The organism is Pseudomonas sp. LBUM1643, assembly GCF_059716215.1.
Genome location: NZ_CP166813.1, coordinates 372,002 through 397,741, shown reverse-complemented (window position 1 = coordinate 397,741; position 25,740 = coordinate 372,002). Strand labels below are relative to the sequence as shown.

Sequence of the window (25,740 nt, the reverse complement as noted above, 5' to 3'; positions counted from 1 at the left end):
AATGACTCCTGCTTGATGAATACTTCCTGAAGCATCTTGACCGCCGCTGCGGCAAAACGTCCCGGTGTTTACTTATCTTACCTTTACCCACTCCAAGACAAAGCAGGCCACCGGGATTAGAATGTCCCGCATTCTCTTCTGGTGACAGCGATATGACTGATCAGCGCAAAGGCAGCGATGCCGAACCCACCACTCACTTCGGTTTCAAAAACGTTCCGGAAAGCCAAAAAGCGGAAAAAGTCGCTGAGGTTTTTCACTCGGTAGCCGCCAAGTACGACCTGATGAACGACCTCCTGTCGGGCGGCATGCACCGTCTGTGGAAGCGCTTCGCAATCGAACTGTCGGGCGTGCGCACCGGTAATCGCGTGCTGGACATCGCGGGTGGAACCGGCGACCTGACCAAAAAATTCTCGCACCTCGTTGGCCCGACCGGCCAGGTGGTGTTGGCCGACATCAACGAATCCATGCTCAAGGTCGGTCGTGACCGCCTGCTGGACCTTGGTGTTGCCGGTAACGTTGAGTTCGTCCAGGCAGACGCTGAAAAGCTGCCGTTCCCGGACAACCATTTCGACTGTGTGACCATCGCTTTCGGTCTGCGCAACGTGACACATAAAGAGGACGCCCTGCGTTCGATGTTGCGTGTACTGAAACCGGGCGGCCGTCTGCTGGTTCTGGAGTTCTCCAAACCGACCAACGCGCTGATGTCCAAGGCTTACGACGCCTATTCGTTCGCTTTCATGCCGCTGATGGGCAAGCTGATCACCAACGACTCGGAGAGCTATCGCTACCTGGCCGAATCGATCCGCATGCACCCGAATCAGGAAACCCTGAAATCGATGATGGTCGAGGCCGGTTTCGACCGCGTGACCTACCACAACATGACCGCAGGCATCGTTGCCTTGCACCGCGGCATCAAACCCTGATGTTGCTCGCCGGTCTGCTCGCCAGCGTTGAACTCGGTCTGAACCGGGTGCTGCGTCTCGACAGCACGGCACTGCCACGGCTCGCGCATTTGAGTGGCAGAGTGATTGCCGTCGATTGCCGCAGCCCGGCCTTCCAGCTGTTCATCCTGCCCAGTGACGAAGGCCTGATGCTCGCTTCCCAGTGGGAACCCGGCGCCGACTGCACCCTGCGTGCACCCGCCTCAAGCCTGCTGAAACTGGCGATGAGCAAAGACAAGACCGCGGTGCTGCACGGCCCCGAAGTCGAGCTCGACGGTGACAGCGGTGTGCTGCTGGAACTGGCGGCGATCCTTCAGGACCTCGAACTGGATTGGGAGTACGAACTCTCGCGCTGGCTGGGACCGGTGGCTACGCAACTGGTTGGCGGTCATCTGCGCAGCCGCGCACGTTGGTACCAGCAAGGATTCACAAGCCTGGGGCAGAACCTGGGTGAATACCTGGCCGAAGAATCGCGAACCCTCGTCGGTCAGCGCGAAGCCGAAGCCCGTTTCAGTGAACTGGACCAGATCAAACTCGATCTGGAACGTCTTGAGGCGCGTTTCGAGCGCCTTTCCCGATCCCTCGACCCAAGCGATAACGCATGAAGCTGCTTGCCGTCCGCCGTTTGTTGCGCATCCAGCGCGTTGTGATTCGCTACCGCCTCGATGACCTTCTCTTCGCCCTGCCGCTGCCCTGGTTTCTGCTGGCGCTGCGCTACGCCCTGCCGTGGCGCTGGTTCCCGCGTAAAACCCTGGACCTGACCCGAGGCGCACGTTTGCGCCTGGCGTTGCAGGACCTGGGGCCAATCTTCATCAAGTTCGGACAGATCCTGTCTACCCGTCGCGATTTGCTCCCGGAAGACATTGCCGATGAGCTGATGAAGCTTCAGGACCGCGTGCCGCCGTTCGATTCGCAAGTGTCGGTCAAGCTGATCGAAGAACAGCTCGGCAAAAAGATCAGCGAAGTGTTCAGCCGCTTTGACGTCGAGCCGCTGGCCTCTGCTTCGGTGGCGCAGGTGCATGCCGCGCAACTGAAGACCGGCGAAGAAGTCGTGGTCAAGGTTATCCGCCCGGGCCTGAAGCCGATCATTGCGCAGGATCTGGCCTGGCTGTTCATCCTCGCCCGAGCCGCTGAAAAGCTATCGGCCGACGCCCGCCTGCTGCACCCGGTGGACGTGGTCCTGGACTACGAAAAAACCATCTACGACGAACTCGACCTGCTGCGCGAAGCAGCGAATGCCAGCCAGTTGAAACGCAACTTCGACGGCTCGGAGCTGCTGTACGTGCCGCAAGTCTATTGGGACTGGTGCCGGCCGAAAGTGCTGGTGATGGAGCGCATCTACGGCATTCAGGTCACTGATCTTGCCACCCTCGCCGACCAGCGCACCGACATGAAAATGCTCGCCGAGCGCGGCGTGGAGATTTTCTTCACCCAAGTGTTCCGCGACAGTTTCTTCCACGCCGACATGCACCCGGGCAACATTTTTGTCAGCACCGTGAACCCGTGGAGCCCGCAATACATTGCGATCGACTGCGGCATCGTCGGCAGCCTGACCCCGGAAGACCAGGATTACCTGGCGCGCAACCTGTTCGCGTTTTTCAAGCGTGACTACCGGCGAGTCGCCCAACTGCACATCGATTCAGGATGGGTACCGGCAGAGACCAAACTGAATGAATTCGAGGCCGCGATTCGCACCGTATGCGAACCGATCTTCGAAAAACCGTTAAAAGATATTTCCTTCGGTCAGGTACTGATGCGCCTGTTCCAGACCGCTCGGCGCTTCAACATGGAAGTGCAGCCGCAGTTGGTGCTGCTGCAGAAAACCCTGTTGAACATCGAAGGCCTGGGCCGTCAGCTGTACCCGGACCTGGACCTGTGGAACACCGCCCAGCCGTTCCTCGAGCGCTGGATGCGTGAACGGGTCAGCCCGAAAGCCTTGATTGGCAACGTTCAGAGCCAGTTTGAACAATTGCCGCACCTGGCCAACATGGCGCGCGACCTGCTCGAACGCATGTCCCAACCCCACGCCTACGACCCACCGCCGCCGTGGCACAAGCGCAAGGACGACTGGTTCCTGCGGCTGCTTGGCTGCGCTCATCTGGCCGGTGGCGCTATTTTGCTTGCCGGTGGACCGCTGGGTGAAATGGGGCACTGGCCGGCCGGAATCATGGTGGCTGTCGGTTTGTATCTGGTCGTTCGCCGATAGCCAGTCGCGCAACACGCTGGCACACTGTTTCAACGCTGAATTTCACGTGGGCCTCGATCAATGAAGTGAGAGCCTGCATCGGAGTCGAAGATGAAAAACTGGCTGGACGAGATCAAGTGGGACGCCGATGGCCTGGTGCCCGCGATTGCTCAGGATCACAAGACCGGACGCGTCCTGATGATGGCCTGGATGAACCGTGAAGCGCTGGAACTGACCGCTGCCGAAAACCGCGCCATTTACTGGTCCCGGTCCCGGGGCAAGCTATGGCGCAAGGGTGAAGAGTCCGGTCACGTGCAGACCTTGCATGAGATGCGCCTGGACTGTGACGCCGACGTGATCATTCTGATGGTCGAGCAAGTCGGTGACATCGCCTGTCATACCGGTCGCCAGAGCTGCTTTTATCGCGTCTTCGAAAACGGCGACTGGACAACCGTCGACCCGGTCCTGAAAGACCCGCATGCCATCTATTCCGCAGGACACAAACATGAGTGACACTCTGACCCGTCTGGCCCAGGTGCTGGAAGAGCGCAAAGGCGCCGCCGCCGATAGCTCCTATGTCGCCAGCCTGTACCACAAGGGCTTGAACAAGATTCTGGAAAAAGTCGGCGAAGAGTCGGTCGAAACCATCATTGCCGCCAAGGATGCCGCCATCAGCGGTGACTGCAGCGATGTGATCTACGAAACCGCTGACCTGTGGTTCCACAGCATGGTGATGCTCGCCCAACTGGGGCAGCATCCTCAGGCTGTACTCGATGAACTGGACCGTCGCTTCGGTCTGTCCGGACACGCCGAGAAAGCCTCGCGCCCGTCCGCCTGAACAACTATTAGAGAGGAGCAGCAACATGGGCATTTTTGACTGGAAACACTGGATCGTGATCCTGGTTGTTGTCGTTTTGGTATTCGGCACCAAGAAACTGAAAAACCTCGGGACTGACGTCGGCGAGTCCATCAAGGGCTTTCGCAAAGCCATGAATGATGACGAAAAACCGGCTGATCCAACCGTGACCCCGGCTCAACCGGTTCCGCCCGTCCAGCCTCAGGCCACACCGGTGAACCAGCCGCACACCATCGATGTGCAGGCACAAAAAGTCGAAGAGCCAATCCGCAAAGACGTGTGAGCACAGACTAATGTTCGGTATCAGCTTCTCTGAACTGCTGCTCGTCGGCCTCGTCGCCCTGCTGGTATTGGGCCCAGAGCGTCTGCCGGGTGCTGCGCGTACGGCTGGCCTGTGGGTCGGGCGTCTGAAGCGCAGCTTCAACGCGATCAAACAGGAAGTTGAACGTGAGATTGGCGCTGACGAGATTCGTCGGCAACTGCACAACGAGCACATTCTGTCGCTGGAGCAGGAGGCGCGGAAGATCTTCTCGCCGACCCAGCAGGAGGCCACACCGGTTCAGCCTGTCGAACCGGTGACGACGCCAACGATCCACGCTCCGACGACAGAAGCTGCACCCGCCACTTCGCCGACGGAAACGGTGACAACCGTTGAACCGGCACCGGTCATGGCTCCCGCTGAACCTGTTGCTCCTGCCGCCGCGCCGACAACCACGGCGCCTCACGACACCCCATTGCCGCCGCGAGCCCCATGAGCGACCTTCCTGAAAATGACCAGCACATGCCGCTGGTTTCGCACCTCACCGAGTTGCGTACCCGTTTGCTGCGCTGTGTAGCGGCGATCTTCATCGTCTTTGCCGGTTTGTTCGCCTTTACCCAGCAGATCTATACCTTCGTCTCCACGCCGCTGCGGCAATACCTGCCAGTCGGCGCGACGATGATTGCCACCGACGTCTCGTCACCGTTCCTGACACCGCTGAAGCTGACCATGATGGTCTCGCTGTTCTTGGCGATCCCGGTCATCCTGCATCAGATCTGGGGCTTCATCGCACCAGGCCTTTACAAGCACGAGAAGCGCATCGCGGTGCCTTTGCTGGTGTCCAGCATTCTGTTGTTCTACGCCGGCATGGCGTTCGCCTATTACCTGGTATTCCCTCTGATCTTCAAATTCTTCGCCGCCGCCACCCCGGCTGGCGTGGAAATGATGACGGACATCAGCAGCTACCTCGACTTCGTCATGACGCTGTTCTTTGCCTTCGGTGTAGCGTTCGAAATCCCGGTGGCCGTGGTGCTGCTAGTGTGGATCGGCGTGGTCGACGTCAAATACCTGAAGAAAATCCGTCCGTACGTGATCATCGGCTGCTTCGTAGTCGGCATGATCCTGACGCCGCCGGACATCTTCTCGCAGACGCTGTTGGCCGTTCCGATGTGGCTGCTGTTCGAGATCGGCATCCTGTTTGGCAGCCTGATCAGCAAACGTGGCGAGCATCCGGACGACCAGCCGGTTGACGATCACAACGACCAGCCGCCAGCGACCCAACCGTGAACCTGCTGCTGCTCGAGGAAGCTGATTTCATTGCGGCCGACCGGGCGATCCTGCGCGATCGCCGGTTGACCCACATGCAGGAAGTCCACCGCTCTGAAGTCGGTGACAGCTTGCGGGTAGGCCGCGTTGGCGGATTGATGGGTTCGGCTGAACTGCTGCGCCTGGATGCGGATGAGGCCGAATTGCGGGTCACCCTTGACCAATCGCCACCGACCAAGCTGCCATTGACCCTGATTTTGGCCCTGCCACGCCCGAAAATGCTCCGTAGGGTGTTTCAGACCGTAGCGGCCATGGGTGTGCCGCGGATCATCCTGGTGAACAGCTATCGCGTCGAAAAGAGCTTCTGGCAAACGCCGTTCCTGGAGCCAGAGGCGATTCGCGAGCAGTTGATCCTTGGGCTGGAACAGGCCCGGGACACCGTCTTGCCGGAGATCGTCATCGAGAAACGCTTCAAGCCGTTCGTCGAAGACCGCCTGCCGGCGATCAGCGAAGGCACCCTTGGGCTGGTGGGCCATCCCGGTAACTACCCCGCTTGTCCTCGCGGCCTGAATGAACCAGTGTCCCTGGCCATCGGCCCGGAAGGTGGCTGGATTCCCTACGAGATCGATCTGTTGGGCAAGTCCGGCCTGCAACCGGTGCAGCTTGGCGAGCGCATTCTTCGGGTAGAAACAGCCGTCACTGCGCTGCTCGCACGCCTTTTCTGACACTCCTCCCTTACTCGCCCCCTGTAGCAGCTGGCGAAGCCTGCGTTCGGCTGCAAAGCAGTCGCCAGTTTGGGTACTGCGGTCCTTCAGGCTGACCGATTTCAAGGGGTTGGCGACTGCTTCGCAGCCGAACGCAGGCTTCGCCAGCTGCTACAGGAAATGCGAAGGTCTTCAGGTCATTTCTCACGACTTCAGTATCCGGCACACCTGCCGATAAAACTCCCATAAAACCTATGAGCGGTTCGAGGGAGTTTCAGCATGTACCAATGGCTAGCCGATAAACTGGGAAACGTCAGCGTCAATCGCAAGCTGGGGGTGGGTTTCGGCCTCGTTTTGCTGCTGACGTCGTTGATCACCTTCACCGGTTGGACCGGTCTGAGCGGCGTGCTGAACCGAGGTGACAAGCTGGGTTTCATTTCCAGCCTGATCGAGCTGAGCCAGGACCTGCGCATTGCCCGAATGAACTACGACACGCGTCGCGGCGAACAAGGCCCGGGCGCGGTCAACGAAGTGCTGGGCAAACTCGAGACCAGCCTGAAAACGGCGCGTACGATGATTGAGCAACCTGCTGACGCCGCCATGGTTGACCAGCAAATTGCCGCCGTCGCCGAGTACAAGCGCGCCTTTGCCGACATGACCCAAGCCACCGTTACGCGCGAAGACGCCCGCAGCAAACTCGGGGCGACCGCCGACAATGCCGTTGCCCAGGTCGCCACGGTGGAAAAATCCATGCTGCAAGGCGAAAGCGTTGCCGATTACAGCAACGTGATCGAGCTGAGCAAGCTGCTCCAACAAGCGCGCTATCAGGTCCGCGGTTACACCTACAGCGGTAAGGCCGAGGCAGAGCAACCCGCGCTGGATGCTATCGACAAGGCTTTGGTAAGCCTGGAGAACCTGCCGTCCAAAGTGCCGGCACAGCACCTCGCCAACCTGCAACACGCCACTGAATCACTAAAAGCTTACCGCGCGGCCGTCAGCCAGTTCCGAGACTCGCAGACAGCAAACGCCACAGCTCTGAAACACATGGCCGCACAAGGTGAAATCCTGATCGACCTCAGCAAAAAGCTGACGGCGTCGCAGACCGTCGTACGTGACACCGATGCCGCGCATGCCAAAAACATGCTGCTGCTGGCCACCCTTCTAGCGCTGGCGTTTGGTTTGCTCGCGGCCTGGGCCATTACTCGTCAAATTGTGATTCCTCTGAACCAGACTCTAAAAGTCGCCGAGCGCATTGCGGCGGGCGACCTGACTCACAACCTCATCTCCCAGCGCCAGGACGAACTTGGCCAGCTGCAGCGCGCCATTCAGAGCATGACCCAAGGTCTGCGCGAACTGATCAGTGGCATCAGCGACGGTGTGACGCAAATCGCCAGCGCCGCCGAAGAATTGTCCGCGGTCACCGAACAGACCAGCGCCGGCGTCAACAGCCAGAAAGTCGAAACCGACCAGGTCGCGACCGCCATGAACGAAATGACCGCCACCGTGCAGGAAGTCGCACGCAACGCCGAAGAAGCCTCGGAAGCCGCCGTTGCCGCCGATCAGCAAGCCCGCGAAGGTGACAAAGTGGTGAGCGAAGCCATCGCCCAGATCGAGCGCCTGGCCCTTGAAGTGGGCAACTCCACCGAAGCCATGGGTCATCTCAAGCGCGAAAGCGACAAGATCGGCAGCGTGCTCGACGTGATCAAATCCGTGGCCCAGCAAACCAACCTGCTGGCCCTCAATGCAGCCATCGAAGCCGCCCGCGCCGGTGAGGCCGGACGCGGCTTTGCCGTGGTTGCTGACGAAGTCCGCAGCCTGGCCCAGCGCACCCAGAAGTCCACCGAAGAGATCGAAGAGCTGATCGTCGGCCTGCAAGCCGGCACCCAGCAAGTCGCCACCATCATGGACAACAGCCGCGCCTTGACCGACAGCAGCGTCGAACTGACCCGCCGCGCGGGTGGTTCACTGGAAAACATCACCCGCACCGTGTCGGCGATCCAGTCGATGAACCAGCAGATCGCCGCTGCCGCTGAGCAACAAAGCGCCGTGGCTGAAGAGATCAACCGCAGCGTGCTGAACGTGCGCGACGTGTCTGAGCAGACTTCGGCCGCCAGTGAAGAGACCGCGGCCTCTAGCGTGGAGCTGGCGCGGCTTGGCACCCATTTGCAGATGCTGGTGGGGCGGTTCAAGGTTTAAAGGGCATAACAATAGGCTTGTGGCGCGGGAGCCCCGCTCCCGCCAAGTCGCGAGTGGGGCCGTCTTCGCCGGCAAGCCGGTCTCGCCCCCACATTAGACCGAGTCGTCAATAACTGTTTGTAAAATGAAAATGCTGGACGATAGACCACTTTAATCACTCTCTCTACTAACAGTTCTGATAGTGGTCGATGGGCCTTGTAGCGCGTTAAATCAATCCTGATACCAACGCATAAACAGGTGCCATCATGTCAATCCAAGAGCAAGATCACGAACCGCAAACGCCTGACTCTTTTTTATTACCGCCCACCGTGTCTGACACGGAAAATGATGTATTGAACTACAACACCCTCACGGCCAGCCCTGTCGTTACCGTTCCGCCTTGGATAGGAATCAACAACCAGTCAAAACTATGGCTACATTGCGAATGCACATACGCCGATGGGCGCCGCGGTGTCATTGAGTTGGCAGAGGCCGTATCAGCAGGCACTTCAACAGGTACATCAGCATTCAGTGGCGAACTGCCACTTGACGTGTTGGCCAAGCTGGGCGACAACACAAACCTCGCCCTCGTCCTGATGGTCAGTAACGATGGCACAATGGCAGAACACTCCATCAGCGTTATCCGCTACAACCTGATGTTTCAACACCCTATAGCCTTGACTAATTACAGTCGTTGGATGACGGATATTGGCACCTCCCTGGAACACTTGAAGATACGTGATCTGGTATTGCCGTTAGCCCATAATGCGGGCGTCGACCAGGAAGGGGCTGGTTGGCCGGCTGATTGGTGGGCGGCGTGTCAGGACGACTCGTTTACCTATCAACTGAATGGTGGTATTCGAGCACTGGATCTACGATTGTACGGGCGCAGGTTTGAACACAACGGATTTCACGCAAGTCGTTACTTATCCGAATGCCGCAACGCAGTCTCTCATTTCGCAGAGCAAAATCCTGACGAAATAGTGATCTTAGGCTTTCACGAAGTATTCGTTGATGATGAGGCGTACGCATTTAATGAACTGCTGTTCGGACTAAGGGATCGTTGTATCCCAGCCGACGCATACGACCTGACGATCAAGCAAATTCGCAGCCGACACCCAGGCAAAAATGTAATCATCGCGTGGAACTATCCACATCCACTTTGCTGGCCAAAAGTCAATCAAAAATGGACGGGGGATGATCAAAACAGCCAATATTCAATTGCCAGGTACATGGACCAAGTATGGGGTGGGTCGCTGCCAAACCAACTTTGGTCTATGTTTGCATGCGGCTACGATTTACTTTCGGGGCCTGTACGATATGACTCTTCAGCGATTTTCTGGGATACATTTTTTAATAACGTTATATCGCCGAATTATCGACAACCTACCCGGGGCAACATGATTCAAATTGATTTTTTCGCTGGGACCGGCGTCGTTGACCGATGCATCCATGCCACACGAGACAGGGCATTCAAAGCCGCGCAATCTATCGCCTCACACTTTTACATCAACCAGATAGGCACCCGTGACGTTCAATTGGAATGGGAGAGCCCATCAGACACTAATGCCCTCTCCGGCTACAATGTTTTCCAGAACGGAACATATCTTGCCACTCTCCCCTCCACCCTCAGACAATATCCGATCACAGGGTTAGCTGACGGAAGAACCTATCACTTCCAGGTTGTCGCCAACTTCACCGATGGTATCGGTGCTGTTGCTGAAGCTAAAATAGCTATTCCAGATATCACAAGCCCCAGCAGACCCTTTAACCTGCGAATCAAGACCTATGACGTTGGAACGAAGATATCGTACCTTTCGTGGGAAAGATCGATTGATAATGTCGCCATCAGACATTACGAGGTTTATCGTAACAACGAACCAACACCAATAGGTACGAACACGCATACTTTCCTTCAAGTCAATGAAACTTCTGGGGTTACCTACGTCGTTCGCGCTGTAGATACCAGTAGTAACTTTTCCGACTCTGATCCACTGGCAGCGATCGGCGACCAGATCCCTCCCACCAAACCTGCCAATCTTGCAGCCACTGCGACGAACACTAACTCCGTCACGCTGACGTGGGATCCGTCCAGTGATAACGTCGCAGTCGCCGGCTATCAGATCATCCGCAACACGACACCGATTGGGACAGTTGACAGTAACGTTTTCAGCGAAACCGTCCTTGACGGAACCTACACATACAAGGTGCGCGCGCTGGATACGAGTGGAAACTCTACTGATTCCGACGAGTTAAGATTCAGGATTGGCTGGCCCCTACCTTCCAAACCAACCAACGTCAGGGCCGCGGACTTGGAAGGCAAGACCTACGTGTTTTGGGACGGTTCGACGAGCAATGACGGTCTCTTCTATGAGATTTGGCGAAACGGCGAACCGGTGGGTAAGGTCAATCACTACTCGGGCACGCTAAACTTTGCGATTGAAGACTTGGTCACTCCCTGGCGTATCACGGTGCGGGCACGGGATATTGCTGGAAACTTTGCCGATTCCGAAACGGTGGATAACGACAAAACAGCCCCTTCGAAGCCAACCAACCTCCGACCCACCGCCATCACCGATAACTCCGTCACGCTGGAGTGGACAGCATCAAGTGATAACGTCGCGGTCACGGGCTATGTAATTTTCCGCAACAACGATCCGATCACCACAATTAACAACACCCGTTACACGATCAGTGGCTTAACCAGTGGTACCTCTTATATTTTCAAGGTGCGCGCGCTGGACGCTGCGGGGAACTTTGCCGACTCCGATCCACTGCCAGTCAAAACAACAGACTCAATCGCTCCTTCCAAGCCAACCAACCTCCGAACCGTCGACCTCGCAAGCGACTACGCCCTCCTGGAGTGGAATGCATCCAGTGATAACGTCGCGGTCACGGGCTATCAAATCTTCCGCAATAACGATCCGATCGACATGACCGGCATCACGTTGTACCTCGCCCGTGGCTTGACCGACGGTACTTCCTATTTTTTCAAGGTGCGCGCGATGGATGCTGCGGGTAACTTTGCCGATTCCGATGAACTGCCAGTCACCACACCAGACGCAACCGCCCCTTCCAAGCCATTAAACTTGCGACCCACCGGCATCACCGGTAACTCCGTCACGCTGGAGTGGGCAGCATCCAGTGATAACGTCGCGGTCACGGGCTATGTAATTTTCCGCGGCAACGTTCCAATCACCACAATTAACAACACTTGTTACACGGTCAGTGGCTTAACCAGTGCTACCTTCTATGATTTCAAGGTGCGCGCGCTGGACGCTGCGGAGAACTATGCCGACTCCGATACACTGCGGGTCAAAACAATAGACACAAGCGGCCCTTCCAAGCCAACCAACGTCAGGGCTATGGACCTGATGGGCCGCACCTACATAGCGTGGGACGGTTCGACGAGCAATAAAGATTTCTTCTATGAGATTCGGCGAAACGGCGATCCGGTGGGCAAGGTCAATCACCACTCGGGCACGCTAGCCTTTATTACCGAAGACGTGGTTACTCCGTGGTCAATCGTGGTGCGGGCAAAGGATGTTGACGGGTACTATACCGACTCAGACCCAGCCACGAGCCCGTAGGCGTCGCAAGTACATCGCTTCAGCGTTGCAGCCGGTTGCCTTGGGCCCGGAGCCGGGCCCAAGGTTTTGTCTCGACAATCACCATCACGGCGAATGGCCTGCACCGGAATCACTTTTACGGAGGCCGCCCCTCGGGCAGGCTCCAGATGCTGCACTGCCACCGATAATGTCGGGGTAACCAGACCTACGCTATTCCGTGGCGAGGAATGGCTCGCAGACATCGATAGCACAGATACCTATATCCGTTACATGGCGATGGACCTTGAAGGTGGTACCAAGTACGTCTTCAACGTCTGTGCGGTGGATACCGCCGAAAACGCTGGTGATTTTGAGTATCTTACGGTTCACACCACAGGTTTGAACATGAACCCGTCGACCAACCTGCGGTTCAATCGGCTTTCCAATCGGACAGGAACTATCCAATGGGAACCACCGATGGAGAGTGGCGGTGTTACGGGTTATCAGCTATCTCGGGATGGACGTGTCATCCGGGAGATATCGGAAATTAATTTGATGTTCAATGATTTGGCAGCGGATACTACGTATCTCTTCGAGGTGCGCGCGATACGCGATGGGAAATACTCCGACCCAGCCTCTATCAGAGGTTGATCGAAGGTACAGGCTGCCAGCAAGGCCAACTTCGCGGGCTTGGATGAAAGCGGTCCACCATGACGGCTGCATGAGGCATGCCGTCATGGGGAGTCGAAATACGAGCGGCCCGCGCTATTCCCTGTACGTAGCACCTTTGGAAATCCCGCTGAAAACTGTGCGGATGAAGTTTTCAGCAACCGCAGGCCGTGATCTTCACGGCCTTATTCGCCAGCAACCTTACAGCACCTGCCTTAAAAACGCCTGAGCCCTCAGATCCTTCGGCGAGGCAAAGAACTCGTCCGGCGAAGCGTCTTCCAACAATTTGCCGTGATCAAAGAACAACACCCGATCCGCCACTTCCCGGGCAAAACCCATTTCATGGGTGACGCAGACCATGGTCATGCCTTCCACGGCCAGCGTCTTCATCACGTCCAGCACCTCGCCGACCATTTCCGGATCGAGCGCGGAGGTCGGTTCATCGAACAGCATGACCTTCGGTTCCATCGCCAGCGCGCGGGCAATCGCCACACGTTGCTGCTGACCGCCGGACAAGCGCGATGGAAATTCGTTGGCCTTCTGTGCGATTCCAACCTTTTCCAGCAACGCCAACGCCTTCGCCTCGCGCTCTCTCTTGCCACGCTTGCGCACAACCTTTTGCGCCAGGCAGAGGTTCTCCAGCACGGTCATGTGCGGGAACAGGTTGAAATGCTGGAACACCATGCCGACTTCACGGCGATAGGCGTTCACGTCGGTTTTAGGATCGGCCAGTTGCAGGCCGTCGATACTCACGGAACCCGAATCGAATTCTTCCAGACCGTTGAGGCACCGCAGGAAGGTCGACTTGCCGGAGCCGGACGGGCCGATCACCACCAGCACCTCGCCCCGCTTCACGTGCGTCGTGACGTTATCCACAGCCCGAACCACCTGGCCGCGGGTGTCGAAGACTTTTACCAGATCGCGAACTTCAATCACTTTGCGCGAGCCTCCGCTCAAGCCGGCTGGCGATTTTCGACAGCGGCAGGTTGATCAACAGATAAAGACCGGCCACGCAGAACAGGATCTCGAACGGCGAGAACGAGGTGGTGATGACTTCGCGGCCGCTTTTAAGCAATTCAGTAATCGCGATCACCGACACCAATGAGGTGTCTTTCACCAGGCTGATGAACTGCCCGGCCAAGGGCGGCAGTACGCGCTTCAATGCTTGAGGCAGCACGACATGTCGCATCGATTGACCGGCACTCAAACCCAGAGAGCGCGCCGCTTCATTCTGGCCTCGGGCGATCGACTGCACACCGGAACGAATGATCTCCGCAACATAGGCGCCAGTGAACAGCGAAAGCGCGGCGATCCCGGCGAACTCCCGGGACAGGTTCATCACGGTGCCGATGAAGAAGTAGAAAATGAAGATCTGCACCAACAGCGGCGTGCCGCGTACCAGTTCGACGTAGATCGTCGAGAGGTCGCGCAACGTCGGGTTGTTCGACAGACGGCACAGGCCGGTGGCGAGGCCGATCAACAAGCCGAGCACTCCCGACACTACCGACAGCCACAAGGTCGTCCAAAGGCCCCACAACAGCGGACCCGCCGCCCAATGGCGGGTGACACCAATGACATCGCCTTCAGCGACATCATCGCCTTGAGCGACTTGCAAGCTGTTGTCGTCCACGATCAGGTGCTGTTCATCGCCAGCGTCGTTGCGCAGGGTGACTTCAGCCTTGTCGCCCTTGCGCACCAGTTCGCTGACGGTGGAGATATCCGCGGCGCGCTGGGACTCTTCGGCGTGATAGGCGAAGTATTGGGGCACGCGGTTCCAGCGCCATTCGTAGGACATCAGCGAGGTGGCGTAATACAACGCGCCGGCCAGGCCGATTAGCACGAGCACGGTGAGAACGTGCCATGGCCATTGGGCTTTCTTCTGTTTCATTGCACATTCCGGGATTTGTATTGCCTTGGAGGCCCTCATCGCGAGCAGGCTCACTCCTACACAGGAATGCGTTCCCCTGTAGGAGTGAGCCTGCTCGCGATTGAGGCGACGCGGTCAGTCTGACCGGCGCTTATTCCATATCCTTGAGCCAAGCGGTGTCTTTGAACCACTTGTCATGGATGCGATCGTAGGTGCCGTCTTCGTGGATCTGGTGCAGGAAGTTGTTGATGAAGTTGAGGCTGTCGTAGTCACCCTTCTTCAAACCAAAGGCCAGCGGCTCGTAGGTGAACGGCTTGTCGAGGAACACCAGCTTGCCGGCACCGACCTTGTTCACCGCTACAACGTTGTATGGCGCGTCGTAGATGAACGCGTCGGCCTTGCCGTTGACCACGTCAAGTACAGCTTCCTGCTCGTTGTCGTAGCCGTGGTATTTGGCTTTGGAGATGAGCTTTTTGGCGACCATTTCACCGGTGGTGCCGAGCTTGGAGGTGATGCGGTAGTCGGCGGTGTTCAGGTCTTTATAGGACTTGATGGTGCCTTCGAGCTCCTTGCGTATCAGCAGGGTCTGGCCGACCACGATGAAGGGGTCGCTGAAGTTCAGGCGCAGGTTGCGTTCCTGGGTCAGGGTCATGCCGCTGCCGATCATGTCGAACTTGTCGGTCATCAGGGCCGGGATGATGCCGTCGTAGCCGGTGGACACCAGCTCCAGCTTGACGCCCATGGCCTTGGTCATGGCTTTGAGGATGTCGACTTCGAAACCGATGATTTCGCCGCGCTTGTTGGTCATTTCGAACGGCATATAAGTCGGGTCCATCCCGACTTTCAGCGTGCCGCGCTTGACCGCGTCATCGATGGCACCGGCCTGCGCCGTGTTGATTGCAACCAAAGCCGTGACGCCGACCAGCAGCATCGAAAGATACTTCTTCATCATCAAGTCCCCAAAACCATTGCGGTGTGAGGCACGCAATCGGCGGGTTTCTCTTGAGAAACCGGCAGATACGAACAGAAAGTTGTCCGGGCGCACCAATTCGGGAACGGATGCTAACGTACTCGGCCGTTTGCACAAGGGTTTAAGCAGGATCTTGCAACAAAAAACCCCGCTTTCGCGGGGTTTTTTGGGTTAGGCCAACTGAGGCTGCACGCTCAGTGGCTTGAGCGGCAACAACGGCGCATGGGGATCAGCTTTCAACGATTTGCGCCAGGCTTCCAGCCACTCGGGGTGACTTTCGTTCCAGATTTGCTCATGCAGACGACCCAATGCCACAGGGTCACTCAGCAGCTGTAAGCGCTCGTTGTTGTTCAGGCCTTCAGGCCCGACCTTCAACGCGTGGCGCACACGCTCGACGCGCAGCCACTCAATTGGCTCGGCCTGACCGTGACGGGAGGTCGCCAGCGAACACGCCAAGGCGTTCTGCTGTGGATCGACCACCGACCGGATGAAGCCGTCGTTCAGCGCGTGATAGCGGTTTTCATGGGTGTACTGGTCGGTGGCCACCAATGCCTGCGGCGGATTGTATTCCTCAGGGATCAGGAACAGGCTCTCGTCACGGGACTTGAGGCCCAGGCCGACACGACTGGAAATCACCGACACCGGAATCGACAACATCAACGAACCGACGATCGGCACCAGCCACCACAGGAAGCTCGGGTTCAGCCAGATCACCAGCAACGCCCAGAAAAAGCCCAGCAAGGTCTGCGGACCATGGCGTTTTACCGCTTCGCTCCACGGCGTGGAGTCATCGTCACGTTGTGGCGAGTTCCAGGTGGCGGCCCAGCCGAGGAACGCGGCAAGAACGAAACGGGTGTGGAAGATCATCCGTACCGGCGCCAGCAGCATGGAGAACAGCATCTCCAGCAGCATCGACATCGTCACCTTGAACTTGCCACCGAACTCTTTCGCGCCCTTGGCCCAGATCAGGATGATGCTCAACAGCTTCGGCAGGAACAACAGCACGACCGTGGTCGAGAACAGCGCGACCGCCTTGTCCGGATGCCATTGCGGCCATAGCGGATAGAGCTGACGCGGTTCCATGAAGTACTGCGGCTCCATCAGCGTGTTGACCGCCAGCAGCGCCGTCGACAGCACCAGGAAAAAGAACCACAACGGCGCCGACAGGTAAGACATCACGCCTGTCAGGAACACCGCACGGTGAACCGGGTGCATGCCCTTGACCAGGAACAACCGGAAGTTCATCAGGTTGCCGTGGCACCAACGACGGTCGCGCTTGAGTTCGTCCAACAGGTTGGGCGGCAGTTCTTCATAGCTGCCCGGCAAATCGTAGGCAATCCACACACCCCAGCCGGCACGGCGCATTAGCGCGGCTTCAACGAAGTCGTGGGACAGAATCGCACCGGCGAATGCGCCTTTACCGGGCAACGGCGCCAGGGCGCAATGCTCGATGAACGGCTTCATGCGGATGATCGCGTTGTGACCCCAGTAGTGGGATTCGCCCAACTGCCAGAAGTGCAGACCGGCGGTAAACAGCGGACCGTAAACACGGGTGGCGAACTGCTGCATGCGTGCATACAGCGTGTCCATGCCCGATGCACGCGGCGCGGTCTGGATAATCCCAGCGTCCGGCGTGGCTTCCATCAAGCGCACCAGACTGGTCAGGCATTCGCCGCTCATCACGGAGTCCGCGTCGAGTACGACCATGTACTTGTAGTCACCGCCCCAGCGACGGCAGAAGTCGTCGAGGTTGCCGCTTTTGCGTTTGACGCGACGACGACGGCGACGGTAGAAAATCTTGCCAAAGCCTTTGGCTTCACGGCAGACGTCCAGCCAGGCTTGCTGTTCGGCGACGCAGATGTCTGCATCGTTACTGTCGCTGAGCACGAAGAAGTCGAAGCGGTCCAGGTCACCCGTGGCGGCTACCGACTCGAACGTCGCTCGCAGTCCGGCGAAAACCCGCGGTACATCTTCGTTGCAGATCGGCATCACCAACGCGGTGCGTGCGTCCTTGGCGATCGGCTCATTGCCAGCACTTTTACCGGAGATGCGGTATTTATCGTGACCGGTGAGCAACTCGAGGAAGCCCATCAGCGCTGTCCAGAAACCGGCCGATACCCAGCAAAACAGAATCCCGAACAGAATCAGAATGCTGGTCTGCAGTGCATACGGCAGTACTTGCGTGGCCGTTTGCAACAGTGGTTGATGCAGCACTTCGTTGAGGTCGACAAACGACCAGCCCTGGTACGGCATGATGCCTTTCATGTACCAGCCGGCGACGATCGTCTGGCCGAGCATCAGTACCAGCAATATGTAACGACGGATCGAACCCACCGTGCGCCAGCGAGCGGCCGGCAGTACACGTTCATCCTTCGGCGGAGCCGGCGGATTGGTGCGACCGGTCAGGCGACGCCAGCCGCGCACCAGAATGTTGGTGCGCCACGGCTCCGGCACGACTTTGGTCCGACGAATCGGCGGGGTTGCCTTGAGGCACACCCGGCCACTGGCATCCAGCACCAGCATTTCCGCGTCTTGCAGTTCTTCAGCGGTGCTCAAGGTCAGGCGTTTGCCGACCGAGGCCTGGGCGGCCTCGCTCGGTGCGTCGAACGTCGAGGACGACAGTCGTTGATGCAGTTCACTGAACGACTGGCAGCCCGCGAGTTCCGCGCGCTGCTCGTCGGTCATCGGCAGATGCGCCAGATACTCGGCAAGAGTCTCTGGCTGTACTTGAGAATTACTCATCGGCAGGCAACTGGTAGCTCCAGGTCTCGGTCAGGACTTCTTCAGTCGGTGCCGATTCCGGTGTGGCTGGGGCCGCGTCGGCAGCTGCAGGCTGCTTGGCGTCTTTGTTGTCCTTGTTTTGGGTATCCGTTGCCTGCTTGGCATCGGCCGGTTTGGCATCGGCCGGTTTGGCCTCTGCCTGCTTGGCTTCTTTTGCTTCCTTGTCCGCCTTCTCCTGCTGCTTGGCGGCAACCTTGTCGGCCTTGGCCACAGAAGAGTTAGAGACCGGGAGCGATGTCTTGGCGAGATCGGCAGGCACGATGTTCTGCACCAGGGCCGCACGCATCTCGGTGGACTTGCCCGGATCCTTGATCTTCATGCGCAGGGTCAAGCGCCAGCCCTTGGTTTCAGGGTTGTAGCGCACGCTGTTCTCGACCAGCTCGGCGTTATCGCCAACGCTGACCTGACTGCGAACGTCGGTATCCGGCGACAAAGCCGCCAGGGACGGACCTTCGAAGTCCACCAGATAAGCAACGCTGCCATCCGGCTGACGGATCAGGTTGGACTGCTTGACGTCACCTGTGGAGCGTAAGGTCTGGCTGACCCAGGCGCTGTCCGGTGCGTGCAGCGCAGCTTCGTCGATGGTCCAGTGCATGCGATAAGCGACGTCCAGCGGCTGGCCAGGCTCAGGCAGCTTTTCCGGGCTCCAGAACGCAACGATGTTGTCGTTGGTTTCATCGGCCGTCGGGATCTCCACCAGGTCTACAGAACCCTTGCCCCAATCGCCTTTTGGCTCGATCCAGGCACTTGGACGTTTGTCGTAACGGTCATCCAGGTCTTCATAGTGGCTGAAGTCGCGGCCACGTTGCAGCAAGCCAAAACCACGCGGATTTTCAATTGCGAAGTTGCTCACGGACAGGTGTTTAGGGTTGTTCAGCGGACGCCAGATCCATTCGCCGTTGCCGGCATGGATAGCCAGACCGCTCGAATCGTGCAGCTCGCGACGGTAGTTCAGCACTTTGGAAGGCTGGTTGGCACCGAACAGGAACATGCTCGTCAGCGGAGCGATGCCCAGCTTGGTGACCTTGTCACGCAGGAACATTTGCGCCTTGACGTCGACAACGGTGTCGCTGCCCGGACGCAGGGTCAGACGGTAGGCACCGGTCGCTCGTGGCGAATCCAGCAGCGCGAAGATCACCAGGTGCTTGTCGCCCGGCTTCGGCTGTTGAATCCAGAATTCGGTGAACCGCGGAAACTCTTCGCCGGACGGCAAAGCAGTGTCAATGGCCATGCCGCGAGCGGACAAGCCATAGGTGTGACCTTTGCCGACAACGCGGAAATAGCTCGCGCCCAGCATGGTCATGATTTCGTCTTGCTTGTCGGCTTTGTTGATCGGGTACAGCACACGGAAACCGGCATAACCCAGTTGTTCGGTGGCCTTAGGATCGAACTGCACATCGCCGAAATCGAAACGAGTTGGGTCGTATTTGATCTCTTCGACGGTGTTAGCCGTGATTTCGTTGATTTTCACCGGCGTATCGAAGTGCATACCCTGGTGATAGAAGGACAGCTTGAACGGGGTTTTTTGATCGGCCCATTCGGCTTTTTCAGTGCGGAAGCGAATTTTTTGATAGTCCGCGAATTTCATCTCGCGGAATTCGTTCGGCAGATTACTGCGCGGGGCTTCGTATTTCTGCCCGGCCAACTCTTTTGCCTTGGCCGATACATCATCCAGACTGAAAGCCCAAAGCTGACCGGCGCTGAGCAGGCAGAGCAGTGCAGAGCCCGCTACCAGAGCGCTTCGGAACCGTTTGGCAGACAATTTTGGAGCATTACAGGGACTAACAATCACGAGCAACCCTCGCCGAAAACAGATCAAAAAACCAACGGCCAGTTAAAGTGCCTGCACGGTGTACGGTATCGAAAACCCGACCCTGCGAACGACTCTTGCCAAGTTGGCGAGCATTGTTCCGACTCCTATGGGGCAAAATGATTCCCCAAGAGGTCCAGGACAAGTCTCTACCTAAGTCAAAAATGGGCCAACGAACGCTGATCCCCGTAGCGCGCGATTATCTAGCAGGCCGCGTTACAACGCATCAGGGGTAACAAAGTATTTATCGCGAAAAACCCCTGCTTTCAGTCGAAAAGGGCTTAAAAAGTTGTTTCAAGCGCTTTCAGGTCTGTAACAGGAAGGTGACCGGGCCATCATTGACCAGGTGCACCTGCATATCCGCGCCGAATCTACCTGATGCCACAGTGCCATGCACTTGTTTCGCTTTGTTTAATAGATAGTCGAAAAGCTCTTCACCCAAGGCCGGAGGGGCGGCGGTCGAAAAACCCGGGCGCAACCCGCTACGCGTGTCGGCGGCAAGGGTGAACTGAGAGACCAGCAGCAGCCCACCACCGACATCGGCCAAGGACAAATTCATTTTGCCTTCAGCGTCACTGAACACCCGATAGTTAAGCAGTTTATGGAGAAGTTTGTCGGCGTTGGCCCGCGTATCGTCGGGTTCGACCGCCACCAAAACCAACAAACCCTGGTCGACCGCGCCGACCACCTCACCCTCTACTTCGACTCGCGCGCCTCGCACGCGCTGCAGCAACCCCTTCATGCTTCTTCTGGCGCCAGGTCGAGCATACGCCGCGCCATCAAGTCGGCGGCACGTACCAGTGCGTCGGTGATGCCCGGTTCGGAGGCCGCATGACCGGCGTCACGGATGACTTGCAGTTCGCTATTGGGCCAGTTCTGGTGCAATTCCCAGGCATTATCCAATGGGCAGATGACGTCGTAACGGCCATGGACGATCACGCCAGGCAAGTGGGCGATCTTGCCCATGTCACGAATCAGCTGGTTCGGTTCAAGAAACGCATTGTTGGTGAAGTAGTGACATTCGATGCGGGCGATCGACAAGGCGCGCTGCGGCTCGGAGAAACGATCGACGACCAGCGGGTTCGGACGCAAGGTCGCGGTCCGCCCTTCCCATGTGGACCAGGCCTTGGCCGCGTGCATCTGGGCGATCTGATCGTTGCCGGTCAGGCGTTTGTGGAATGCCGTGAGCAAGTCGCCGCGCTCGTCCATCGGGATCGGCGCGATGTAGTCCTGCCAGTAATCCGGAAACAGACGGCTGGCGCCAGCCTGGTAGAACCACTCTATTTCTTGCGGACGGCAGAGAAAAATCCCGCGCAGGATCAGGCCGTGTACGCGCTCCGGGTGGGTCTGCGCGTACGCCAGCGCCAGCGTCGAGCCCCAGGAACCGCCGAACAGCACCCATTTCTCGATACCCAGGTGTTTACGAATTCGCTCAAGGTCGGCGACCAGATCCCAGGTGGTGTTGTTTTCCAGGCTGGCGTGGGGCGTGGAGCGACCGCAGCCGCGCTGGTCGAAAGTGACAATGCGATACAGGTTCGGATCGAAGTAACGGCGGCTCTGGGCATCACATCCGGCGCCGGGACCGCCGTGAATGAACACCACCGGCAAACCTTCCGGTGAACCGCTTTCGTCAACGTAGAGTGTGTGGGTGTCATCGACGGCCAGATCGTGCCGGGCGTGGGGTTTGATCTGCGGGTACAAAGTCTGCATTGCGCGCTCCGTAAGGGGTCGAGGTCATCCCTGGGGGGACTACTATTATTCTGCCGTGAGGCATCATAAACCCGAATTACGTGAATGAGCATGTCCCGGCGTAAGCGCGCATATTCCTGAACAATCCCGCCCCCTCGTAGGAGCTGCCGAAGGCTGCGATCTTTTGACGTTGCATTTGAAGATCAAAAGATCGCAGCCTGCGGCAGCTCCTACAGGTTAAGCACCGTAGCGTTGCTGACCCCACGCCAGCAACCCTTGCAGCAATTCCTTCAGCACCACCTGAGTCGGTGCCGCGAGGTCAGGCCGGTAACGGAACGGCTCGAACTCTTCCATGTACGTGCACTGCCCCAGTTCAAGCTGCACCGCATGAATGTTCTCGGCCGGGTTGCCGTAGTTTCGGGTGATGTGGCCGCCCTTGAAGCGGCCGTTCAGCACATGGCTGTACTCGCCGTGACGAGCGCAGATCGCCTCCAACTGCGACGCCAATTGCGGATCGCAACTGGCACCATTGAAGGTACCCAGGTTGAAGTCCGGCAGCTTGCCATCGAACAGGTGCGGGATGATCGAGCGAATCGAATGCGCATCGAACAGCAATGCATAGCCGAATTCGGCTTTGAGTCGAGCCAGCTCGTTCTGCAAGGTGCTGTGATACGGCGTCCAGATCTGCTCCAGGTACGTCGCCCGCTCTGTCGCCGACGGCTCCATGCCTTCACGGAACAACGGAATGCCATCGAACAGCGTCGCGGGATACAGACCGGTCGTGGCACCCGCATATAAAGGCTTGTCATCGGACGGACGGTTCAGGTCGATGACAAATCTCGAGTACTCGGCAGCCAGGGTGCTGGCGCCCAGTTCAGCGGCAAATTCATAAAGCGTGGGGATGTGCCAGTCGGTATCCGGCAAGCTGCGCGCATCGGGGATCAACCCGGCTTCGACCGCAGGTGTCAGGCGCAAGCCGGCGTGAGGCATGCTGATCAGCAGCGGCACACGGCCTTGTTTGAAGTTCAGAACCTTATCCACAACTGTTCTCCTAAACGCTCGTTTCGACGCCGTGACGCACGACGCGTTTTTCCAGATCACCGCCCAGCCAGTACGACAGGTCGGCAGGACGATCGATTTGCCAGGCAACAAAATCTGCGACCTTGCCGACCTCCAGCGAACCGTGGGTGTCAGCCATACCCAAAGCGGTGGCGGCATGAATCGTCGCGCCGGCCAGGGCTTCTTCCGGGGTCATGCGGAAGCAGGTGCACGCCATGTTCAGCATCAGGCGCAACGACAGCCCAGGCGAAGTGCCGGGGTTCAGATCGCTGGCAATGGCGATTTTCACACCGTGTTTGCGCAGGGCGTCCATCGGTGGCAGCTGGGTCTCACGCAGGAAGTAGAACGCTCCCGGCAGCAACACCGCGACGGTGCCGGACTTCGCCATGGCGATGGCATCGTCTTCGGTCATGAATTCCAGATGATCGGCAGACAGGGCGTGGTACCGCGCGGCCAGACTCGAGCCATGCAGCGACGATAGTTGCTCGGCATGCAGCTTCACCGGCAATCCAAGTTCCTGTGCGGCAATGAATACCCGCTCGACCTGCGCCGGCGAAAACGCCAAGTATTCGCAGAAGGCGTCCACTGCATCCACCAGACCTTCAGCGGCCAGCGCCGGAAGCATGTCGGCGCAGATGTGATCGATGTAGGCGTCGGCGCGATCCACGTATTCCGGCGGCAGGGCGTGAGCGGCCAGGCAGGTGGTGCGCACGCTGACCGGCAGTTCGGCGCCCAGGCGACGGGCCACGCGCAGCATCTTGCGCTCGTTGTCCAGGTCCAGGCCGTAGCCGGATTTGATTTCGATGCTGGTAACGCCATCGCGCATCAGGCTTTTCAGACGCCTGGCGGCACTGGCGAACAGTTCGTCTTCGGTCGCGGCGCGGGTGGCGCGAACGGTGCTGGCGATACCACCACCTTTGGCGGCGATTTCCGAGTAGCTGACGCCTTGCAGTCGCTGCTCGAATTCGCCGCTGCGGTTACCGCCGAACACCGTGTGGGTGTGGCAGTCGATCAGGCCCGGTGTAACCCAGGCCCCTTTCAAATCGTTGACCGCCGGGTACTCGCCGGACGGCAGTTCACCGCGCGGGCCGACCCACTCAATGTGCGCACCGGACGTCACGATGGCCGCATCCTCGATAATCGAGTAGACGCCCCGCGCCATGGTTGCGACGTGGCAGTGTTGCCAGAGAGTTTTCATCCCGTATTCCTTGTCTTGTTCAAAATCGATTCGCGAGCAAGCCCGCTCCCACAGGGGATGTGCATTCCCCTGTAGGAGCTGTCGAGTGCAACGAGGCTGCGATCTTTTAAAAAGCAAGATCAAAAGATCGCAGCCTGCGGCAGCTCCTACAGGGGCCGGCTTACAGGCTCGGCAGCAACTTCGTCGACACCAGCTCGTTCAAGCAACGGGTCGCCAACAACTCAGTCGCGGCGATGATGTCCGGCGCGAAGAAACGGTCTTTCTCATAGAACGGCACTTCTTTACGCAGAATCCCACGCGCCTGTTCCAGCTTCGCCGAGGTCTTCAAGCCTTCACGCAAGTCCAGGCCCTGGCACGCTGCCAGCCATTCCACCGCGAGAACACCGCGAGTGTTTTCGGCCATTTCCCACAGACGCTTGCCCGCCGCTGGCGCCATGGACACGTGGTCTTCCTGGTTGGCCGAGGTGGGCAGGCTGTCCACGGAATGCGGATGGGACAATACCTTGTTCTCGCTGGCCAATGCGGCAGCCGTCACCTGGGCGATCATGAAACCGGAGTTCACGCCGCCATTGGCCACCAGGAACGGCGGCAGTTGCGACATGTGCTTGTCCATCATCAACGAGATACGACGCTCGCTCAGGGAGCCGATCTCCGCGATCGCCAACGCCATGTTGTCAGCGGCCATGGCCACGGGCTCGGCGTGGAAGTTACCGCCAGAAATCACATCGCCTTCAGCCGCGAACACCAGCGGGTTATCCGAAACAGCGTTGGCTTCGACGGCGAGCACTTCGGCGGCCTGGCGGAACTGGGTCAGGCAGGCGCCCATGACTTGTGGCTGGCAGCGCAGGGAGTACGGGTCCTGAACCTTCTCGCAGTTCTGATGCGAGTCGGACACTTCGCTGCGCTCGCCGAGCAGATCGCGGTAAGCGGCCGCGGCGTCGATCTGGCCTTTCTGACCACGCGCTGCATGGATACGGGCGTCGAACGGTGAGCGCGAACCCAGCACGGCTTCAACCGTCAATGCACCCAGCGCAACAGCACCAGCGAACAGGTCTTCCCCTTCGAACAGACCACGCAGCGCATAAGCGGTGGACACCTGAGTACCGTTGAGCAGCGCCAGACCTTCTTTCGCCGCCAACGTCAGCGGGGTCAGGCCAGCTACTTTCAGCGCTTCGGTCGCCTCCAGCCATTCGCCTTTGTAGCGTGCCTTGCCTTCGCCCAGCAGTACCAGCGACATGTGCGCCAATGGCGCCAGATCACCCGAGGCGCCGACGGAGCCTTTCAATGGAATGTGGGGATAAACCTCGGCGTTGATCAGGGCGATCAGCGCGTCGATCACCACCCGGCGAATACCGGAGAAGCCACGGCTCAGGCTGTTGACCTTGAGCACCATGACCAGCCGCACCAGCGCGTCGCTGATCGGTTCGCCAACACCGGCGGCGTGGGACAGCACCAGCGAGCGCTGCAGGTTTTCCAGGTCTTCGCTGGCGATACGGGTCGAGGCCAGCAGGCCAAAACCGGTGTTGATGCCGTATGCAGTGCGGTTCTCGGCGAGGATCTGTTCCACGCACGCGACACTGGCTTCGATCTGGGCCGAAGCGCTGCTGTCGAGGGTGATTTTGACCGGCTGCTGATAGATATCACGCAGTTGGGCAAGGCTCAGTTGGCCGGGAATCAGGTTAAGCGCAGTCATTTTTTGCTCCTTTTGAGAGTTATTTACTAACTAACCAGACGCTCCGGATATGTCCGTTGTCCGTCGCGTC

The 25,740-nt window shown here is 58.4% G+C and carries 22 protein-coding genes; 12 read left to right on the top strand and 10 right to left on the bottom strand.

All coding sequences use genetic code 11. From position 1 onward, the window contains the following. Positions 1 to 152 precede the first annotated feature (152 nt). The 12 genes from ubiE to ACA063_RS01685 all read left to right on the top strand — a co-directional run bounded on the left by ubiE (position 153) and on the right by ACA063_RS01685 (position 12,585). The gene (gene ubiE / locus ACA063_RS01740; RefSeq protein ID WP_007948968.1) at positions 153 to 923 is read left to right on the top strand and encodes a bifunctional demethylmenaquinone methyltransferase/2-methoxy-6-polyprenyl-1,4-benzoquinol methylase UbiE; all 771 of its coding nucleotides are present in this window, start codon (positions 153 to 155) and stop codon (positions 921 to 923) included. After that, positions 923 to 1,546 (top strand): ubiquinone biosynthesis accessory factor UbiJ, encoded by a 624-nt coding sequence (locus tag ACA063_RS01735; protein ID WP_497664547.1) that lies wholly within the window; start codon positions 923 to 925, stop codon positions 1,544 to 1,546. The genes ubiE and ACA063_RS01735 overlap by 1 nt, the downstream gene beginning before the upstream one ends. Beyond that, the gene (ubiB, locus tag ACA063_RS01730) at positions 1,543 to 3,147 is read left to right on the top strand and encodes a ubiquinone biosynthesis regulatory protein kinase UbiB (protein WP_497664546.1); all 1,605 of its coding nucleotides are present in this window, start codon (positions 1,543 to 1,545) and stop codon (positions 3,145 to 3,147) included. Before ACA063_RS01735 ends, ubiB begins: the two co-directional genes overlap by 4 nt. A gap of 90 nt (positions 3,148 to 3,237) precedes the next feature. Continuing rightward, positions 3,238 to 3,639 carry a phosphoribosyl-AMP cyclohydrolase gene (gene hisI, locus ACA063_RS01725; protein ID WP_162440012.1) on the top strand — a complete coding sequence of 134 codons (402 nt, stop codon included), beginning with the start codon at positions 3,238 to 3,240 and terminating at the stop codon, positions 3,637 to 3,639. Next, the gene (locus ACA063_RS01720; protein ID WP_007899279.1) at positions 3,632 to 3,964 is read left to right on the top strand and encodes a phosphoribosyl-ATP diphosphatase; all 333 of its coding nucleotides are present in this window, start codon (positions 3,632 to 3,634) and stop codon (positions 3,962 to 3,964) included. The genes hisI and ACA063_RS01720 overlap by 8 nt, the downstream gene beginning before the upstream one ends. 25 nt (positions 3,965 to 3,989) lie before the next feature. Next, complete coding sequence (locus ACA063_RS01715; protein ID WP_497664545.1) at positions 3,990 to 4,265, top strand: twin-arginine translocase TatA/TatE family subunit; 276 nt, start codon at positions 3,990 to 3,992, stop codon at positions 4,263 to 4,265. Positions 4,266 to 4,275: 10 nt separating this feature from the next. Next, positions 4,276 to 4,737 (top strand): Sec-independent protein translocase protein TatB, encoded by a 462-nt coding sequence (gene tatB, locus ACA063_RS01710; protein ID WP_497664544.1) that lies wholly within the window; start codon positions 4,276 to 4,278, stop codon positions 4,735 to 4,737. Then, positions 4,734 to 5,528, top strand: coding sequence for a twin-arginine translocase subunit TatC (tatC, locus tag ACA063_RS01705; RefSeq protein WP_162440009.1), 795 nt, complete (start codon positions 4,734 to 4,736; stop codon positions 5,526 to 5,528). Before tatB ends, tatC begins: the two co-directional genes overlap by 4 nt. Beyond that, the gene (locus tag ACA063_RS01700; RefSeq protein WP_497664543.1) at positions 5,525 to 6,232 is read left to right on the top strand and encodes a 16S rRNA (uracil(1498)-N(3))-methyltransferase; all 708 of its coding nucleotides are present in this window, start codon (positions 5,525 to 5,527) and stop codon (positions 6,230 to 6,232) included. Before tatC ends, ACA063_RS01700 begins: the two co-directional genes overlap by 4 nt. A 258-nt stretch (positions 6,233 to 6,490) precedes the next feature. Then, positions 6,491 to 8,407: a methyl-accepting chemotaxis protein gene (locus ACA063_RS01695; RefSeq protein ID WP_497664542.1), complete on the top strand. Its 1,917-nt coding sequence runs from the start codon at positions 6,491 to 6,493 to the stop codon at positions 8,405 to 8,407. Between the two features lie 245 nt (positions 8,408 to 8,652). Then, positions 8,653 to 11,976, top strand: coding sequence for a fibronectin type III domain-containing protein (locus tag ACA063_RS01690; RefSeq protein ID WP_497664541.1), 3,324 nt, complete (start codon positions 8,653 to 8,655; stop codon positions 11,974 to 11,976). Positions 11,977 to 12,069: 93 nt separating this feature from the next. Then, positions 12,070 to 12,585 (top strand): fibronectin type III domain-containing protein, encoded by a 516-nt coding sequence (locus tag ACA063_RS01685; RefSeq protein ID WP_497664540.1) that lies wholly within the window; start codon positions 12,070 to 12,072, stop codon positions 12,583 to 12,585. 219 nt (positions 12,586 to 12,804) lie between these two features. Here ACA063_RS01685 and ACA063_RS01680 read toward each other — a convergent pair whose 3' ends face one another. The 10 genes from ACA063_RS01680 to hutH all read right to left on the bottom strand — a co-directional run bounded on the left by ACA063_RS01680 (position 12,805) and on the right by hutH (position 25,670). Further along, on the bottom strand, positions 12,805 to 13,539 hold the full coding sequence (locus ACA063_RS01680) for an amino acid ABC transporter ATP-binding protein (protein WP_497664539.1): 735 nt from the start codon (positions 13,537 to 13,539) through the stop codon (positions 12,805 to 12,807). Further along, entirely contained in the window at positions 13,532 to 14,491 is a 960-nt protein-coding gene (locus ACA063_RS01675; protein WP_497664538.1) for an amino acid ABC transporter permease, read from the bottom strand. Before ACA063_RS01675 ends, ACA063_RS01680 begins: the two co-directional genes overlap by 8 nt. Before the next feature lie 130 nt (positions 14,492 to 14,621). After that, positions 14,622 to 15,419, bottom strand: a complete 798-nt coding sequence (locus ACA063_RS01670; RefSeq protein WP_123361163.1) for a transporter substrate-binding domain-containing protein — start codon at positions 15,417 to 15,419, stop codon at positions 14,622 to 14,624. Positions 15,420 to 15,611: 192 nt separating this feature from the next. Next, complete coding sequence (mdoH, locus tag ACA063_RS01665; RefSeq protein WP_497664537.1) at positions 15,612 to 18,182, bottom strand: glucans biosynthesis glucosyltransferase MdoH; 2,571 nt, start codon at positions 18,180 to 18,182, stop codon at positions 15,612 to 15,614. After that, a complete protein-coding gene (locus tag ACA063_RS01660) occupies positions 18,175 to 20,013 on the bottom strand; it encodes a glucan biosynthesis protein G (RefSeq protein ID WP_497664536.1) in 1,839 nt (612 codons plus the stop codon). The genes mdoH and ACA063_RS01660 overlap by 8 nt, the downstream gene beginning before the upstream one ends. Positions 20,014 to 20,335: 322 nt before the next feature. Continuing rightward, positions 20,336 to 20,773, bottom strand: a complete 438-nt coding sequence (dtd, locus tag ACA063_RS01655) for a D-aminoacyl-tRNA deacylase (RefSeq protein ID WP_497664535.1) — start codon at positions 20,771 to 20,773, stop codon at positions 20,336 to 20,338. Beyond that, positions 20,770 to 21,741, bottom strand: a complete 972-nt coding sequence (pip, locus tag ACA063_RS01650; protein ID WP_497664534.1) for a prolyl aminopeptidase — start codon at positions 21,739 to 21,741, stop codon at positions 20,770 to 20,772. Before pip ends, dtd begins: the two co-directional genes overlap by 4 nt. A 216-nt stretch (positions 21,742 to 21,957) precedes the next feature. Then, a complete protein-coding gene (hutG, locus tag ACA063_RS01645) occupies positions 21,958 to 22,761 on the bottom strand; it encodes an N-formylglutamate deformylase (RefSeq protein ID WP_497664533.1) in 804 nt (267 codons plus the stop codon). Positions 22,762 to 22,771: 10 nt separating this feature from the next. Next, positions 22,772 to 23,977, bottom strand: a complete 1,206-nt coding sequence (hutI, locus tag ACA063_RS01640) for an imidazolonepropionase (protein ID WP_497664532.1) — start codon at positions 23,975 to 23,977, stop codon at positions 22,772 to 22,774. A 160-nt stretch (positions 23,978 to 24,137) separates the two neighbouring features. Continuing rightward, a complete protein-coding gene (hutH, locus tag ACA063_RS01635) occupies positions 24,138 to 25,670 on the bottom strand; it encodes a histidine ammonia-lyase (protein ID WP_497664531.1) in 1,533 nt (510 codons plus the stop codon). Between the last annotated feature and the right edge of the window lie 70 nt (positions 25,671 to 25,740).